Here is a 15974-nt window from a genome sequence, read left to right as displayed (position 1 = left end):
GGCAGGCCGCGAAGCAGGCGGAGCGCGGCGTCGCCTATTGTCGCAGAGCAGCATGGCTGCGGCGACTAAAGAAACTTTTAAATTCAGCCGTCGGCCGCGGGAAAATCCACCTGGCCGATCCAGTTGCGCTGGCGGCGCGCCAGGCGATCGCCCACGCCTTCCCCGTCCAGGGTGCTGGAACTGCGCTGCAGCAGCGAGGGATCGACGTTCTCGAAGGTATTGACGTTGACCACCGCGTACAGCTGCCCGTCGATGCGGCTGGTGACCAGCGGCACCACGCCGCAGGTCATGCAGATCTGGAACGCCGCGGTTTCGGTGCCGAAGGCATAGCGCGAGACGCGCGCGGGATCGGCCACGCGCACCTGCAGCCTGCCCTGGGGATTCGACGTCCACAGGCCGCCATGGCGGGTGCAGAAGGTGCAGGTGCACGCGCGCGCCGGGATGCTCTCGGGGTCGGGCTGCCAGTCCAGCACGAACGAGATGTTGCCGCAGTGGCAGCGTCCTTCGATCAGCATGCCGGACTCCCTTCGTCGAACATCAGCCGCCCAGCGGCATGTGCTGCACGGCGAAGGCGCCCAGGATCCGCGAGGTCTCCTCCGGCTTCTCCAGCACCGGCATGTGATTGCAGCCGCTGAGCACCGAGGAGCTGATCGCGCTGGAATGCGTCAGGCCGTTGCGCAGGCTGTCCAGCCCGGAGATGTCGATGATCTTGTCGTCGTGGCACCACAGGCCCAGCACCGGCATGGTCAGGCGGTCCAGGCGGTTCTGCACCGACAGGTACTGCGAGGGATCGAGCAGTTCGTGGAAGGTGCGGTCGGTAAAGGGGCGTTCGTCCTGGTTCTTCTTGATCAGCACGTCGACGAAGCGGCCCGGGATGCTGGGCATCTTCTCGAAGGCCAGCAAAGTGGCGCGTTCGAAGCCGGCGCGGTCGTCGTAGTTGAACAGGTTCGTGCCGGCCAGCGACTGGCGCACGAAGTCGTTCTCCCTGGTCTTCAGGCCGAACGCATCGATCAGCGCCAGCGCGGCCACGTGCTCCGGATGGTCGGCCGCGTAGGTGCCGGCAATGGCGCCGCCCATCGAATGGCCGACCAGGATCACCTGCTGCAGCCGCAGCGCCGCGACGAAGCCCTGCAGGCGCGCGGCCTGTGCATCGATGTTGTAGCTGGCGCCGTCGACGCGGGTGGAATCGCCCCAGCCCGGCAGGTCCGGCGCGATCACGTGGAAATTCGGGGTGAGCAGGCGCAGCTGTTCCAGCCACACATTCTTGTCGGCGCCGAAGCCGTGCAGCAGCAGCAGGGTCGGACCCTTGCCGCCTTCGTAGTAGACCCACTTGGTGTCGCCCACCTGCACCGAATGCGTTTCCACGTGCGCGGCCATCGCCTTGCGCGCCACTTCCGCGCGCAGCAGCCATTGCGGCGCGAACAGATAGCAGCCGCCCAGGCCCAGGCCCAGCACGAGCGCCACGATGGCGAGGAATTTCAGGCGGCGGATCAGCAGCCGCTGCCACAAGGGGCGCTGGCTGCCCTGGCCGGCGGCGGGAAGAGTGGACTTGGTCATCGTGACGATCCGCGCAGGAGAAAGGAGAGCATGTCGGGTCGCACGGCGCGCCGATCAAGCCCGGCGCGCCGTGCGGCGTCGATCACTTGGCCGGCTTCTTCGCCGCCGGGTGCCTGGCCTTGTCGATGATCCGCTGGACGGCGTCCTGGGTCATCGGGTGATAGCCGGACTTCGCCTTCGCATACACCTGCTCGGCGTAGGCCAGGCCTTCCGGCGTCTTGACGAAGGCGCGGTACAGCGGCGTGGTCAGGTACAGGCGGCCGATGCGCGTCATGTGCTCGGCGGCGGCGCTCCACACGGCCTTGTCGCCGGCGGCGATGGCGTGGCTGTACCAGCGCATGCCGATCTCGGCGTTCGGCGTGCCGGTGAGATGCCAGGCGGCGTCGAGCTGCTGCATTTTCTCCAGCGGCGCGACGTCGGGCATGCCGTCCAGGAAGTACATCCATTCCTGCGTGTTCCAGCCCCGGGCGTCGAGCTTGTCGGCGGCCAGCGAGCCGGCGAGGAAGCCGGCGCGTTCCTTGTCGATGGCGTCGAAGCGCGGCGAGACGGGCAGCGGCGCGTTCTTCGGAATGCCCGGCTCGTACACCCATTCCTTCACTTCGGCCCAGTCCATCTTGCCCGGGTTCTGGTCGAACAGATGGGCCTTCAGGTACTCCAGCATCTGTTCGGTGTCGATGCTCTGGAATGCGAAGTGGGCGAAATAGCCCTTGAGGTACGCATCGAAGGTGCTGCGGCCGAAGCGCTGCTCCAGCGTGCGCAGGAACCACGAACCCTTGGTGTAGGCCACGTCGGACAGCGTGTCGTCCGCGTCCACGCCGTGCGGTTCCGGCGCCAGCTTCTGCGAGTTCTGCGGCATCTCGCCGATATGCTTCTGCAGGTCGCGCGCGGACAGCAGCGCTTCCTCGTCGGCCAGCGTCTTGCCGTACACCGCTTCGGTGATGCGGCCCTGCACGTAGGTGGTGAAGCCTTCGTTGAGCCAGATGTCGCGCCACGCGGCGCTGGTCACCAGGTTGCCCGACCAGGAATGCGCCAGCTCATGCGAGACCAGCGAGACCAGGCTCTTGTCGCCCACCAGCACGGTCGGCGTGGCGAAGGTCATGTTCGGGTTTTCCATGCCGCCGAACGGGAAGGACGGCGGCAGCACCAGCAGGTCGTAGCGGCCCCACGCGTAGGGGCCGTAGAGCTGCTCGGTAGCCTTGATCAGCTTCTCGGTGTCCTCGAATTCCTTGGCGGCCTTGCCGACCACGCTGGGTTCGGCATACACGGCCGAGCGCGGGCCGGTTTCCTTCACGTCGATATCGCCGGCGGCGACGGCCAGCAGGTAGGACGGGATCGGGTGCGGCTGGTCGAAGCGGAAATCGCCGTCCAGCGCGTGCTTGGCGTCGTTGAGCGCGCTCATCGCCACGCGCACGTTCTTCGGCGCGCTGACATGCGCGCTGTAGGTGAAGCGGATCGCCGGCGAATCCTGCAGCGGCACCCACGAGCGCGCGTGGATCGATTCGGACTGCGAGAACATGAAGGGCGCTTTCTTGTCGGCCGTCTGCTCCGGCGTCAGCCACTGCAGGCCCGAGGCGGTGGGCGCGGTGACGTAGGCGATGCGCACCTGCGCCGGATGCTGCGGCGCCTGGATGGTGAGCTTGCTGCCGAGCTGCTTGTCGGCCGGCGCCAAGGCGTACTTCAGCGCGCTGGCCTTGCCGGCGGCATCCACCGCTTCCACCTTGGCGATCTTCAGGTCGCGCGTGTCCAGCACCAGCGCCTGCGCCTTGGCGTCTTTCCAGTCCAGCTTCAGCGTGGCCACGCCGTCGAGCTGCTTGTGCGGGAAGTCGATCTTCAGGTCCAGGTCCAGGTGGGTGACGCGCACCTGGTCGGGCTGGGCGTAGGAATGGGGATCGGCGGCGTAGGCGGCCAGCGGCAGGCTGAAGGCGCCGATGGCGAAGGCGCTAAGGAGGCGCATGGGATGCTCCGGTCAACGGGAGCGCCGAGTATGCCATTGCCTCGGCGGGGCGGCCCGTACCGGGAGTACTGAGAGACGCCGGGTATAAACCGGGCAGCAGCCTCGTACAGACCCGCGCGCGGCTTGCGCTCAAGCCGGTGCGTGCGGATCGACCGTGTACTGGAACCGCTCGCCCAGGTGCGCGGGCTGTGCCTCGACGCGCGCCATCCATGCGCGCAGATGCGCGTAAGGCTGTAGCTCGAATCCCGCATCGCCTGCCAGCCTGGTATACGCAAAGAGCGAGATATCGGCGATGGTGTAGCGCTCGCCCGCGATGAAGGGACGGGCGGCCAGCCCCTCCGTTTCTTGCGATGTGTCAGCGCGATGTCAACCGCGGCCCGGTTCGCGCGTCATCCCTCTTTATGCCCATTGAGGGGTGACTGACGGTTGCATCTATGGCCCGGAGCTTTCGCCGCCGCCACGGCTTTCTCTTGCTGCTTTTGCAGCTGACGATTCTCGGCGCGGTCGCGCTGATTGCCAGCGACCTGCATGCCGAGCAGGCGCAGACCGCCAGCTATGCCGGCGCCTGGCGCCTCGACGACCGCAACAGCGACACCCCCGACACCGTGCAGGGCCTGCTGCGCGAAGCGGCGCGCGGCATGGCCGCGCCTGCGGCGGCTTCGTCGAGCGGCGCGCCGGCGCAAGGCGCGCGCAGCGGCGGTGGTCGCCGTGGTGGTGGCATGGGGCGCGGCGCGGGCGGTGGAGGTATGGGGGGCGGTGGCATGGGCGGAGGCGGCCATATGGGCGGCGGCCATGGCGGCCGCGGCGGCAAGAGCGCTTCCAGCGACAGCAGCAAGGACGACAAGGCCCAGGATTTCCGCGGCGACTACGCGCTGCCGCCCACGCTCGAACAGGACAACGTGCTGCTGGTGCAGCAGGACGCGCAAGCGGTGCAGGTGCGTTTCGCGAATGGCCAGAACATGGACGTACACCTCGATGGACAGCGCCGCCAATCGCTGTCCGGCAACGCGATGGTCGCCGGCTCCCGCGAAGCCGACGGCCTGCGCGTATCGATCCAGTACGCCGACGGCTCGCAGCTCGAACAACGCTGGCAGCTCGCGCCGGATGGCAAGCAGCTCACCGTGCTGGGCGAGTGGAGGGTGCCGGGGATGGCGCAGGCGGTGAAGTTCAAGCGGAGCTACGTTGGCTTGCCTTAGCGCGTATCAACCCATGCGCTAACGTCATGGCAAGCCAGCCGGTGGCCATTGTTGCGCAGCATGCAAGACGCGAAGGATCGCAATGACTTTGCCGAGTTCCGCATAAACCACAACGTAGTTCGGGTGTACGACCATCTCTCGCGTGCCTGGCACACGGCCTGTGCGATAGAGCCTCGGTTGCGCAGGGAGCCCGGCTACCCGGGTCTCGATATCATCCTTGAGCCGTTGCGCGGCATCTGGGTTGTCGTCGGAGATGTAGTCAATGATGGCGAGCAAATCGGCTCGCGCTGTCTGTCGCCATTCAACGTCGGGCACGCCTTTTCCTCTCGATCAGCGCTTGAGCATCGTCCATGACTTGCTGGTGCGACGAGGGTGGTCGCTTATCTTCGAGAGCTTCGTGCACCTTGGCGCGGAACCATGCGTCATAGGCGTTCGAGTCGACCGTTAGGGCGGCCGGGAGACCACCTTCCTTGACGATACGAGTCAGCAGGATGCGTACGGCGTCGGAAACGGTGAGCCCGATGTCGGCGAGCTTCTCCGTGGCGATGGCCTTGAGTTCGTCATCAACGCGGACGTGGAGCATCGAAGTGTGAGCCATGGGGTTAGCTTTGAGGGACCGGGTAGGTCCATTTTGTATCTCATTTGAGATACGAGCAAGCCCCTCTCGCTTCGATGCGCTTAAGCAGCGTACCGATCAGCCAATCCGTCGGTAGCCCGCACCAGCACATCCACGATCTCCGTCTCATACGCCGCATGCCCCGCGGTCACCACGTGGAAATCCGCCTCCGGCCATGCTTCGGCCAGGTCGTATGCGTTCTTCACCGGGCAGATCAGGTCGTAGCGGCCATGCACGATGGTCGACGGAATGCGGCGGATCTTGTCCACGTCGCGCAGCAATTGCCCGGGCTCCAGGAACGCGCGGTGGCGGAAGTAATGCACTTCGGCGCGCGCCTTGCTGATCGCCGATTCCTGCGTGCCCGCATCGGCCGGATCGTACGGGGTGTCGGCCAGCGCGATGCAGCTGCTTTCCCAGGCATCCCAGGCCAGCGCGGCGCTGAGGCGCACCTGCGGGTCGGCGTCGTCCAGGCGGCGCCAGTACGCTTCCACCATGTCGCCGCGTTCGGCTTCGGGGATGTGGGCGAGATAGCGGTTCCATTCCACCGGACGCACGAAGGCCGCGCCGCCGCCCAGCTCATTGAACCAGCGGATTTCCTCGTCGCGCACCAGCCAGATGCCGCGCAGCACCAGCCCCAGCGCGCGTTCCGGATGCGCCTGCGCATAGGCCAGCGCCAGCGTCGAACCCCAGGAGCCGCCGAACACCACCCAGCGCTCGATGCCCAGCGCCTCGCGGATGGTTTCGATATCGGCCACCAGGTGCCAGGTGGTGTTGTCGCGCAGCTCGGCGAACGGCGTGGAGCGGCCGGCGCCGCGCTGATCGAACAGCACGATGCGGTAGCGCTGCGGATCGAAGAAGCGGCGGTGGTACGGCGACACGCCAGCGCCCGGGCCGCCGTGCAGGAAGATCACCGGCAAGCCGTCGGGGTTGCCGCATTCCTCCACGAACAAGGTGTGCAGGCCGTCCACCGCGATGCGCTGGGTCTGGTACGGCTCGATCTGGGGATACAGCTCGCGCATGCGCTTGGCTCCTTGGCAACCGCGCGAGCATAACCCGCGCGATCGCCAGGCATTCAACCCAGCGTGGCGTTGGCCGCGTTGCGCATCGCCTGCGTGATCGGCCGGTTGGCATGCGAGGTCTGCAGCACCACCAGGGTGGTGGTGCTGATGCTCGGATGGATCTTCAGCAGCCGGTCCAGCACGTTTTCCAGGTGCGGCACCGACATCGCCACCACGCGCAGCAGCGCGGAGTCCTCGCCGGCCAGGCGGCGGCAGTCGAGTACCTCGGGGATGCCGGCGACCAGGGCGCCGACGCGGGCGCAGGTGCCGCCGTCGCAGCGCAGGCGGATCATCGCCTCCATGTCGTAGCCGAGCCGGCGCGGATCGACCTGGGCGCGGTAGCCGGTGATCACGCCGGCTTCCTCCAGGCGCTTGACCCGCTCGGCCACGGCCGGCGCGGAGAGCCGCACCTTGCGGCCCAGCTCGGCGTAGCCCAGGCGGGCGTCCTGCTGCAGGGCTTCCAGGATCTGCCAGTCCTTGGTGTCCCAGGTGGGTTTCGATTCGAAGGTAAGAGCGTTCATGGAATGGTTCGATCGTTGGCGAAACATACCCATCCTACGCTGATTCATCATTCCGGGGCGGCCGCCGCCGATCTACGATTTCCACTAGTTTCCGCCCCAGGAACCATCCCCATGAGCACCCCGGAACGCCTCGACGGGCGCGCCCTGACCTATATCGGCATCGCCCTGCTTACCTGGTCCTCGGCGTATGCCGCGATCGCCCACGCGCTGGGTTCGTTCACCCCGGGCGAAGTGGCTTTCGCGCGCCTTGGCATCGGCGCGCTGTGCTTCGCCGCGCTGCTGCTGTTCAAGCGCGTGCCGCTGCCGGCGCGCAAGGACTGGCCGCAGCTGGCGGTGCTCGGCGTGCTGGGCCTGACCGCCTACCACTTCTGCCTCAACACCGCCGAAACCCGCGTCGCCAGCGGCACGGCGGCGATCATCATCTCGCTGATCCCGGCCGCCACCGCGGCGCTGTCCGCGGTGTGGCTGCGCGAGCGGCTGTCGGCGCGCACGCTCACCGGCTTAGGGATAGCCCTGGTCGGCGTGGTGGTGGTGGTGCTGGCCAGCGGCAAGGGCGTGAAGTTCGAGCCGATGGCGGCGCTGGTGCTGGTCAGCGTGGTCTGTTCGGCGGTGCTGTTCGTGGGCCAGAAGCCGCTGTTCGCGCGCAACAGCATGCTGGGCGTCACCGGCTTCACCTTCTTCGCCGGCGCGCTGGCCGCGCTGCCGCTGGGCCTGGGCTTGCCGCACGCACTGGCGCATGCGCCGATGGCGCATATCGGCTCGCTGCTGTGGCTGGGCATCGCGCCCACCTTCATCGGCTATATCGCGTGGAACGCGGCGCTGCAGCGTGCTTCCGCTTCGCAGGTGAGCAGCTTCATCTACTTCTCGCCGCCGATCGCGGTGCTGATCGGCTGGGTCTGGCTGGGCGAGCGCCCGGCGCTGCTCACCGTGGTGGGCGGTGCGATCACCGTCGGCGGCGTGATCCTGGCCAATGCGCGCAAGCGCCCGCCGGCGCCGGCGTCCACCGCGTCGATGGCGGCCACGCCGGCCAAGCCGTGCTGAGGCGCGCATGACGCTGATCGCCCTGGCCGAGGCCGCCGGCCAGCTGCCGCAGGCATGGAAGTCGCACGTGCTGGCGCGTTTCGGCGGCGCCCGTCTGAAAGTGGTGCGGATGGACGCGTCGGCGTATCCGGACGAGTGCCACGACTACCCGGAAGGCCTGCTGGTACTCGACGGGCAGATGCTGCTGGAGATCGGCGGCGCCGTGGTGCGCGTCGGTGCCGGCGAGCTGTACGTGGTGCCGGCGGGCGTGCCGCATGCGGTGGCGGCGGGGAGCCATGGCACCTTGGTGATCATCGATACCTGAGTTGGCGGCCGATGATCGGACCGATCTGACTCAGGGCCCGTAGGCCATCCGGCGGCTGTCCATTGGTGTCACGACCACATCCACGCGGTAGCGCAAGCGCCAGGGCGTCCACGGATTCGCGCAATGCCTCGGCTTGAGTTGTTTTTCGCCGGAGGGGAAATCGAACGATTCCGAAAGTACGTGCCGAGGGTTGCTGCGCGGCACGTAGGCGCTTTCCGACCCTTGCGGCTGCCATTCCCCAGCCTTCCGGCTTAGGCTTGGCGCTCAAGTCCACGCCGCATGGGGAGAGGCCGGCATGTACACCCTCTACATCGCCAACAAGAACTACTCGTCCTGGTCGATGCGTCCCTGGCTGCTGCTGCACGAGCTGGGCATTCCTTTCGAGGAGCGGCTGGTGCGCTTCGAAGGCAACCATAACTGGGCGAACTTCCGCCGCTTCGCGCCGAACGGCAAGGTGCCGTGCCTGCACGATGGCGACGCGGTGCTGTGGGATTCGATGGGGATCGCCGAATACCTGGCCGAGCGGCATCCGGGCGTGTGGCCGGAGGATCCGGCCGCGCGCGCCTGGGCCCGCTGTGCGGCGGCGGAGATGCATGCCGGTTTCGGCGCGCTGCGAGAGCACGCCTCGATGAGCTGCGGCATCCGCGTGCGGCTGTTCCATCAGCCGGAAGCGTTGAAGGCGGATCTGGCGCGACTGGATGAGCTATGGAGGGAAGGATTGCAGCGTTTCGGCGGGCCGTTCCTTGCCGGTGCGCGCTTCAGCGCCGTCGATGCGTTCTACGCGCCGGTGGCGTATCGCATCCAGACCTACGACCTGCCGGTGTCCGCGGCAACAGCCGCTTATGCGGAACGCCTGCGCGCCCTGCCTTCCTGCCGCCGCTGGTACGAAGAGGCGTTGCGCGAACCGTGGCGCGATACCGATCACGAGGACCACACCCATCTCGCCGGCGAGTGGCTGGAAGACCTTCGAACCGGTAGTTGATTCGCTTATTTCCTGGTAAGCCCGAGCGAGGCCATGGCCTGCACCGGTGCATCCGGCGAGACGGCGGTGGTCAGGGTGAACAGCAACTCGCTGCTGTCGCCGGGACGCGACCACGTATAGCTCAGCGTGTGGATCGGACCGGTTGGCGACATCGCGTGTTCGTCCTTGTCCGCGGCGGCGGTAAGTGGCGGCGGGCTTGTGGAAACCAGATTCCGGAAGCCCTTTTCCACGGCCACGTCATCCGCGTGCTGCGCGAACACTGCACAGATGCCGTCATCACGCAGCGACACCACGAAACGGCCCTGGCCCGGCCCGCGTTGCGGCCAGGCCTTGCCAGGCATGCCGCCGAGGAAGAATCCCGCGGTGGAGGCGGGCAGTTCCGGCGTCTTGGCCGCCTCGAATTCCGCCTTCAGCGTGTCGGGCTTGCTGTAGTGCTTCATGCACGTTTCCGCGTAGAGCTTGACGAAAAAAGCCGCCGCATCGCCGTCCTGGGCGAGCGCGGGCGCGGTAACGAGCAGCAGGGCGAAACCGATCGACAGGATACGCATGGCGGTCCGGGGTGGTTGGCGCGTGCGCGCATTCTGCCGCAAGCGCGTGACGGAAGCGTCAGGCGGGCTGGGTGGTTGTCTGCGCCGCGCGGCGTGCCTGCCAGCGTGCCAAGGCCACCAGCGCCAACGCCACGGCGATGAAGAACAGCAGCACCAGCAGCGCATTCATCACCACCTGCGCATAGCCCAGGCTGGTGACGTCCAGGAAGGGATAGGGATACCAGCCGTTCACCGCGCCGCGTGCCAGCGCATAGGCGAAATAGGCGACCGGATAACCCTGCCAGGCGATGATCTGCCGCCAGGCCAGCGAGGCCTTCGGCACCGCGAACCACCAATACGCAAGGAAGGCCAGCGGCATGGCGTCGTGCAGCGTGGCGTCGGCGAACAGCTGCCAGCCCTGCGGATGCCACAGCTGCCGCAGCATCACGTTATAGACCGCGCTGACCACCACGATGCTCATCGCCACCGCCGTGCAGGTGCCGGGGCGATGGAAGAAGCGGGTGAGCGCTCCGCGCGGTCCGAGCGCGCCGGCGGTGAAGGCCAGCGCCACCAGGATATTGGTCAGGATCGTGTAGAAGCCGAAGAAGATCCACGTGCCGGCCAGCGCCCCTTGTCCGTTCGCCATGGTCAACTGGATCGACAACAGCCACTGCAGGATCAGCGCGAACCACCCCAGCGCGGCGGCCGCGGCGGCGAACAGGCGAAAGCGTGTGGACATGCCGGCTCCGGGAGCGATCAGGCGCCGGCCACCGCCTGTTGGCGCAGTGCGCGGCGCCGGCCGGCGGCAGCATACAGCCGCACCATGACAGGAATGCCCAGCAGCAGGAAATTGTTCCAGCCCGGCGCGTACCACGCGGCGATCAGCGACAGGGCGGCGGTCGTCGGCAGGCCCCAGGAGCGCCAGCGCGCGGCTTCGACTTCCTCGGTGGGCACGTCGGTGCGCACGTGCGGCGAGCGCAACGCCATGTTGAAGAGGCGGCGCTGCAACAGGCCAGCCGCCAGCAAGGTGCCCGAATAAATCAGCTCCGGCACGCGCGCCCGCGGGTTGGAACTCATCAAGGCGGTGGCAAAGGGCATGAAGGCCACCGTCATCAGCAACAGCAGGTTCGGCCACATGATCTTCGGGCTGTAGTCGTGCAGCAGTCCGAATACGCGGTGATGCGCCATCCACAACAGGCCGATCACCAGGAAGCTCAGCATGAAACCCAGCAGGCTCCCGCGCAGCTCGCCCAGCGCCTGCCAGTACGACGCATCGTCGATGGCGCCCACGTGCGGCACGTGCACCTCGATGATCAGCAGGGTGATGGCGATGGCGAAGACGGCGTCGGAAAAGAAAGTGAGGCGTTCGAGTTGCGAGGCGTTGTTGCTCATGCGGTGCGGCTCCCCTGGATCGGGCGGGATGCTGCGGGAGAGCGGGGGCGTTGTCTAGCGAAGCGGGCCTTCGGGCAGCCATGGCTCAGACGTGTACGAGCCGGTGCGATCTATCTCAATGAATTTCATCGATATTTGGGAGTGTTCGTGATTCCTTGCCGTGCCCGGCCGCCCTAAGATGGGGGCCGAGGGATTCATGCAGGATAAGCTTGATAAGGAGAATAAGATGGGGCACCATGCTTATGCGGCCGTGTACCCCATGGCTGGAAGGAGACGCGACATGAGCATCCATGGCCACGTGGCGATCATGGAAATTCCGGCCGATGGCGACATTCGTTTCGGCAGCCGTCCGCTGGCATCCTTCATCCGCTCCGCGGGAGCCGCGTCGCCAGGTCTCGGCAGGCCGGACTCCAAAGGCGTGCTCCGCGTGTTCCGCCCCGACAGCGATGCCGACTGGTTGAGCAGGACCGAGATCGCCGAGCTGGAGAAGCTGGCCAGAAAGCTGCTGGAGGCCACCCGCCGCATGGACGCGTTCGATCAGCCGGCAGCCGCCGGCAAGTCGCCCAGGCTTCGCCAGGACAGGAGCCCGCAGGCAGTCCGCTACTTCGAACTGTTCGCCGACCAGGCCGTGCAGGAAGTGCGCGCCACCGAGCTTGCGGAGCGGGCAAGCCGCATGCTGAAGCGTGCGGATCAGGCCGGCTCGTCGTCCGGCGTGCTGTTCGAGATCGAACAGTACGATCCCAGCGCCACGCTGCGTTCGCTGTTCGAAGGTTTCAGCCGGAGCTTCCGTGCCACGACAGCCACCGAAGCCGAAACCAGCCCTGTCGCGATCAGCGCACCGGCGCGGACACCCGTCCAGGCTTCGGCCGCGCTGCGCGACCAGCTGCTCGGCCTGGGCTGGCCGACCTCGGCGGAGGTCGGCGAAAGCCATGGCAGCAAGGCCGGCAACAAGGGCCAGTGGGCGAAGGACCGCCGCGACCGCGGCGAGCTGTTCGGCGTCTGGTCCGCCAACGAGCGCACGTTCCGCCATCCGACGTTCCAGTTCGACGAGACCGGCGCGATCCGGCCCTTCGTCAAGGAGCTGCTGGCCGCCTTGTCGGCGAATCCGGACTTCACCCCCGAAGCGGACAAGGGCGGCTGGCGCCGCGCCTTCTGGCTGCATGGCCCGACGCTGGCTCTCGCCGGCGCGAACGGCGCGGCGCGTGCGCCCGCGGACGTCTTCGCCACCGAGCCCGCCGCAGTGATCGAGGCCGCTCGCGCCATGACGGGGGCGGACACGCATGACGCATGGTGAGGACGCACTGCTCGAGCGGATCGCTTTCGACACGATGCCCGCGACGATCTATGCGCGCGTGCATCCGGCGCGGCTGCAGGACGGCAGTCCGGTCGATCCGCTGAGCGCGAATCCGCGCTCCACCGCGCGCATGGCCATTCAACCGGCGCTGGTGGCCAGGGCCCCGGCGCTAGGCATGTTCTACGCGGCAACCACGTCGGCGGGTGCGCTGTTCGAGGCGCTGCTGCGCCATGCCGCCATCTATCCGAAGCGCCAGGTCTATCTTCCTCGGCACAAATTACGGGGGCAGTGCCTTGCGCTGGTGGAGCTGCGCCGTCCATTGGAGATCATTCCCTTGGGGCTGCCGGATCGGCGCATCGTGGTGCCGGACCCGGATTCGTGGCGCGAGGCGCGCTGGCGCGAGCTGATCAGTACCGCCGACCATCGCGATACCCACGCGGCGGCGCTGGCCGTCTACGAGCAGGTGCGGGCGGCGGGCTTCGAGCATGGCGGGCTGAGCTGGCCGTCGATCCAGGCGCCGCATGCCGTGGTCTATCTGCTTTACGAGCCGCCGTTTCAGCGCGAGGACTGGTCGCTGATCCAGGTCATCGCACTCGATACGCCGCAAGGCGAGGCTTTCATTGCCGATGCGCTGGCCCATGCGGGATACGCGTGGCTGGCCGATCCGGCCGGCGGCGACTACGAACCGGAGCCCGGTGCGATCTGAACAGGCACGCACCAACCGGCGTCCTGACGCCTGTCATATCTTCCCGATGACGCCGGCGATTGGGGCGCGTCCCGCCGGCATGATGAGATACGCAGCATCACCGATGCGGCGGCCCTGCCCGAAGCGAATGCTCCGCGTAAGTCGCAGGCTTTCTGTTGTGGGCCGCCATGGCGCATGGTGAAGCTGGACCTCTCCACCCAGTGGCAGCGCCATCGCTGCCAAGGCCGCAGAGCCAAGGGGAACATCTGCAGATCAACCGTCACTGCGCGAGCCACGCCGGCTTCGCGCAGCCGATGGCAGCCATCGTTCGATCGACAATCACCAGGAAGGGGAAGGCGGCATGGGCTTTTGGGGCGCGATGATCATGAGTTTCTGGGGCACGGTGTTCGCCGTCGCCGGCATCGTCCAGCTCGACAGCGCGCGCAGTCCGTACCTGGCGATACCGGTAGCGGTGTTTGCGGCGTTCGCGGTGTATGCGCGCAGCGTGCATCGGGCCATTTCCAGGGAAGGGCAGATCCGCAAGCTCACGCAGCGTGCCGAGAAGGTGGTGCAGTGGGCCACCATCGGCGAGGGCGTCGGCATCCTGATCGCGATCAACGTGGCCAATAACCTCGGTCATCCGGAACTGAAGCTCGCGGCGATTGCGCTGGTCGCCGGCCTGCACTTCCTGCCGATGGCGTATGGCATTCCGTTCCGGCAGTTCTACGTGCTCGGCGCGGCGCTGGTGTTCACCTCGATCCTGGGCATGTGCATGCCGCAGCCGATGGGCAATGCGTTTGCGGTGTTCATGGCTTGCGTGGGGCTGTGGATGGCGGCGCTGTTTGCGATGCGGCGCGAGCTGCGCGGCGACTTGCCCGCACCGGCGAATCCGTAAGGGCTGGCTGTCGTCGATGTGAATCCGTTCGCGCTCACCGCCGTTGCAAGACACGGCGGCGCGTTTTATGGTCACCGGCGGCCGCCCTTCCTTTGTGACAGAAGCCATGCGATGAGAGTCGTCGCCGCAAGTTATCGCCGCTCCCCATGAGCTACGCATCCATCGATTTCGTCAGTGTGCTTGCGGATTCCGTTACCGGCGCGCAATCGCTGGAGGAACTGGTCCGTCCGCTGCTGGAACTTCTGCAGGCGGTGACCGGCCTGGAATCCACCTACCTCACGCGGATCGACACTACGGCGGGCGTGCAGCACGTGGTGTACGCGCGCAATACCTTGCGCCTGCAGATTCCGGAGGGCCTGGAAGTGCCCTGGGAAGGCACCCTGTGCAAGCGCGCGCTGGAGGAAGGCCGTCTTTACACCGACGACGTGGCCAACTGCTGGGCCGACTCCGAAGCCGCGATGGCGCTGGGCATCGCCACCTACACCAGCACGCCGGTGCGCATCGAGGACGGCACGCTGTACGGCACGCTCTGCGCCGCCAGCGGCGAGCGCAAGCCGCTGGCCGATGGCGCGGAAAAGATTCTCTACATGTTCTCGCGCCTGATCGGCCAGCAGATCGAGCGCGAGCGGCTGGTGCACGCCTTGCGCCAGGCCAACGATTCGCTGGCGGTCAGCGCCCTGACCGATGCCACCACCCATCTGCCTAACCGCCGCGCGCTGATGGACGAGATGCGGCGCCGGCTGGCCGCGCTGGGACGCGAGGGCGGCGCGCTGGCGGTGGCCTTCGTCGACCTCGACAAGTTCAAGGCGATCAACGACTGCTACGGCCACGAGGTCGGCGACCAGTTCCTCGCCGCGATCGGCGGGCGCCTGCAGAGCGCCCTGCGCGCCGGGGATTTCGTGGCGCGCCTGGGCGGCGACGAATTCGTGGTGCTGTCGCACACGCCGCATGACAGCGATGCCGAGGTCGCCGCGATGGCGATGCGTGCGCGCCTGCAGCTCGCCACGTCGGGGCACTTCGGACTGGCCGGTGCGGCGATCGACTATGCCGGCCCCAGCATCGGCATGATCGTCGCCACGCGCGATGCGCACGACGCCGAAGCCCTGATCGCGCAGGCCGATGCGGCCATGTATGCGGACAAGCGCCAGCGCAAGCGCATGGCGGCCGGCATCGCCTGAGCGCGCGCGGGGGCTTACAGCTTGTAGGCCTTATGGATCGCCACGATCCCGTTGGTGAGGTTGCGCACCTCGACCTTGCCGAAACCGGCGCGCTCCATCATGCCCTTGAGCGTCTGCTGGTCCGGATGCTTGCGGATGGATTCGGCCAGGTACTGGTAGCTGTCGGCGTCGCCCGCAAACAGCTGGCCCAGCTTCGGCAGCACCTTGAACGAGTGGAAGTCGTACAGCTTGCCGAACAGCTCGCTCTGCACCTTGGAGAATTCCAGCACCAGCGCACGGCTGCCGGGCTTGAGCACGCGGCAGATGTCGGCCAGGGCCTTGTCCTTGTCGGTGACGTTGCGCAGGCCGAAGGCCATGGTCACCGCATCGAAGCTGTTGTCCGGGAACGGCAGGCATTCGGCGTTGAGCTGGGCCCAGCGCAGGCCGCCGACCAGGCCGCGGTCGGTGAGGCGGTCGCGGCCGACCGTAAGCATGGCGGCGTTGATGTCGCCCACCACCACCTCGCCCTCGGCGCCGACCACCGGCTTGAGCAGCGCGGCGATGTCGCCGGTGCCGCCGGCCAGGTCCAGCACGCGGTCGCCCTTGCGCACGCCGCTGATTGCCACGAAATGGCGCTTCCACAGGCGGTGCACGCCGAACGACATCAGGTCGTTCATCAGGTCGTAGCTGCCGGCCACCGAGGTGAAGACGCGGCCGACAAGCTTCTGCTTGTCGCCGACCGGGACGTCGCGGAAACCGAAATGGGTGGTCTTGGGCTGCTGTTCGCTCATGGGC

General features: G+C 67.2%; 19 protein-coding genes. 8 read left to right on the top strand and 11 right to left on the bottom strand.

Annotation, left to right across the window (positions count from 1 at the left end; all coding sequences use genetic code 11):
- Positions 1-83: 83 nt before the first annotated feature.
- The 3 genes from FHW85_RS15965 to FHW85_RS15955 all read right to left on the bottom strand — a co-directional run bounded on the left by FHW85_RS15965 (position 84) and on the right by FHW85_RS15955 (position 3511).
- Complete coding sequence (locus FHW85_RS15965) at positions 84-515, bottom strand: hypothetical protein (RefSeq protein WP_167255052.1); 432 nt, start codon at positions 513-515, stop codon at positions 84-86.
- Between the two features lie 22 nt (positions 516-537).
- Positions 538-1557, bottom strand: coding sequence for an alpha/beta fold hydrolase (locus FHW85_RS15960; RefSeq protein WP_243868058.1), 1020 nt, complete (start codon positions 1555-1557; stop codon positions 538-540).
- 82 nt (positions 1558-1639) lie between these two features.
- A complete protein-coding gene (locus tag FHW85_RS15955) occupies positions 1640-3511 on the bottom strand; it encodes a M1 family metallopeptidase (protein ID WP_167255054.1) in 1872 nt (623 codons plus the stop codon).
- A gap of 434 nt (positions 3512-3945) precedes the next feature.
- On the opposite strand from FHW85_RS15955, the gene FHW85_RS15945 reads away from it, so the two are divergent.
- Entirely contained in the window at positions 3946-4707 is a 762-nt protein-coding gene (locus FHW85_RS15945; protein ID WP_168648913.1) for a hypothetical protein, read from the top strand.
- A 24-nt stretch (positions 4708-4731) separates the two neighbouring features.
- Here the strand turns inward: FHW85_RS15945 and FHW85_RS15940 are convergent, their stop codons facing one another.
- From FHW85_RS15940 to FHW85_RS15925, 4 genes are all read right to left on the bottom strand, one after another.
- Positions 4732-5022, bottom strand: a complete 291-nt coding sequence (locus tag FHW85_RS15940; protein WP_168648912.1) for a type II toxin-antitoxin system RelE/ParE family toxin — start codon at positions 5020-5022, stop codon at positions 4732-4734.
- On the bottom strand, positions 5009-5305 hold the full coding sequence (locus FHW85_RS15935; protein WP_168648911.1) for a type II toxin-antitoxin system RelB/DinJ family antitoxin: 297 nt from the start codon (positions 5303-5305) through the stop codon (positions 5009-5011). The genes FHW85_RS15940 and FHW85_RS15935 overlap by 14 nt, the downstream gene beginning before the upstream one ends.
- 80 nt (positions 5306-5385) lie before the next feature.
- The gene (gene pip / locus FHW85_RS15930; RefSeq protein WP_168648910.1) at positions 5386-6342 is read right to left on the bottom strand and encodes a prolyl aminopeptidase; all 957 of its coding nucleotides are present in this window, start codon (positions 6340-6342) and stop codon (positions 5386-5388) included.
- A 53-nt stretch (positions 6343-6395) separates the two neighbouring features.
- Positions 6396-6902 (bottom strand): Lrp/AsnC family transcriptional regulator, encoded by a 507-nt coding sequence (locus FHW85_RS15925; RefSeq protein WP_167255062.1) that lies wholly within the window; start codon positions 6900-6902, stop codon positions 6396-6398.
- 111 nt (positions 6903-7013) lie between these two features.
- Between FHW85_RS15925 and FHW85_RS15920 the strand changes: the two genes are divergently transcribed.
- The 3 genes from FHW85_RS15920 (at position 7014) to FHW85_RS15910 (ending at position 9229) form a co-directional block, all read left to right on the top strand.
- Positions 7014-7943, top strand: a complete 930-nt coding sequence (locus FHW85_RS15920; RefSeq protein ID WP_168648909.1) for a DMT family transporter — start codon at positions 7014-7016, stop codon at positions 7941-7943.
- Positions 7944-7950: 7 nt separating this feature from the next.
- Positions 7951-8247, top strand: coding sequence for a cupin domain-containing protein (locus FHW85_RS15915; protein WP_168648908.1), 297 nt, complete (start codon positions 7951-7953; stop codon positions 8245-8247).
- 295 nt (positions 8248-8542) lie between these two features.
- Positions 8543-9229, top strand: coding sequence for a glutathione S-transferase family protein (locus tag FHW85_RS15910; protein WP_168648907.1), 687 nt, complete (start codon positions 8543-8545; stop codon positions 9227-9229).
- 5 nt (positions 9230-9234) lie between these two features.
- Here FHW85_RS15910 and FHW85_RS15905 read toward each other — a convergent pair whose 3' ends face one another.
- From FHW85_RS15905 to FHW85_RS15895, 3 genes are read right to left on the bottom strand one after another with little or no spacing between them, the layout of a single operon-like run.
- Positions 9235-9777: a hypothetical protein gene (locus FHW85_RS15905; protein WP_167255070.1), complete on the bottom strand. Its 543-nt coding sequence runs from the start codon at positions 9775-9777 to the stop codon at positions 9235-9237.
- 58 nt (positions 9778-9835) lie between these two features.
- Entirely contained in the window at positions 9836-10495 is a 660-nt protein-coding gene (locus FHW85_RS15900; protein ID WP_168648906.1) for a Pr6Pr family membrane protein, read from the bottom strand.
- Positions 10496-10512: 17 nt separating this feature from the next.
- The gene (locus tag FHW85_RS15895) at positions 10513-11148 is read right to left on the bottom strand and encodes a TMEM175 family protein (RefSeq protein ID WP_168648905.1); all 636 of its coding nucleotides are present in this window, start codon (positions 11146-11148) and stop codon (positions 10513-10515) included.
- A 196-nt stretch (positions 11149-11344) separates the two neighbouring features.
- Here FHW85_RS15895 and FHW85_RS15890 point away from each other — a divergent pair, with 196 nt between their 5' ends.
- The 4 genes from FHW85_RS15890 to FHW85_RS15875 all read left to right on the top strand — a co-directional run bounded on the left by FHW85_RS15890 (position 11345) and on the right by FHW85_RS15875 (position 15200).
- On the top strand, positions 11345-12442 hold the full coding sequence (locus FHW85_RS15890) for a hypothetical protein (protein ID WP_168648904.1): 1098 nt from the start codon (positions 11345-11347) through the stop codon (positions 12440-12442).
- Positions 12429-13148 carry an RES domain-containing protein gene (locus tag FHW85_RS15885; RefSeq protein WP_168648903.1) on the top strand — a complete coding sequence of 240 codons (720 nt, stop codon included), beginning with the start codon at positions 12429-12431 and terminating at the stop codon, positions 13146-13148. The genes FHW85_RS15890 and FHW85_RS15885 overlap by 14 nt, the downstream gene beginning before the upstream one ends.
- Positions 13149-13488: 340 nt before the next feature.
- Positions 13489-14022, top strand: a complete 534-nt coding sequence (locus tag FHW85_RS15880; RefSeq protein ID WP_168648902.1) for a hypothetical protein — start codon at positions 13489-13491, stop codon at positions 14020-14022.
- A 146-nt stretch (positions 14023-14168) separates the two neighbouring features.
- On the top strand, positions 14169-15200 hold the full coding sequence (locus tag FHW85_RS15875) for a sensor domain-containing diguanylate cyclase (protein WP_168648901.1): 1032 nt from the start codon (positions 14169-14171) through the stop codon (positions 15198-15200).
- A gap of 14 nt (positions 15201-15214) precedes the next feature.
- On the opposite strand, the gene ubiE is transcribed toward FHW85_RS15875, so the two are convergent.
- The gene (gene ubiE / locus FHW85_RS15870) at positions 15215-15970 is read right to left on the bottom strand and encodes a bifunctional demethylmenaquinone methyltransferase/2-methoxy-6-polyprenyl-1,4-benzoquinol methylase UbiE (protein WP_168648900.1); all 756 of its coding nucleotides are present in this window, start codon (positions 15968-15970) and stop codon (positions 15215-15217) included.
- Positions 15971-15974 lie beyond the last annotated feature (4 nt).

Source organism: Dyella sp. SG609, from assembly GCF_012275375.1.
GTDB lineage: Bacteria > Pseudomonadota > Gammaproteobacteria > Xanthomonadales > Rhodanobacteraceae > Dyella_D > Dyella_D marensis.
This window is presented reverse-complemented; position numbering and strand designations above follow the sequence as displayed.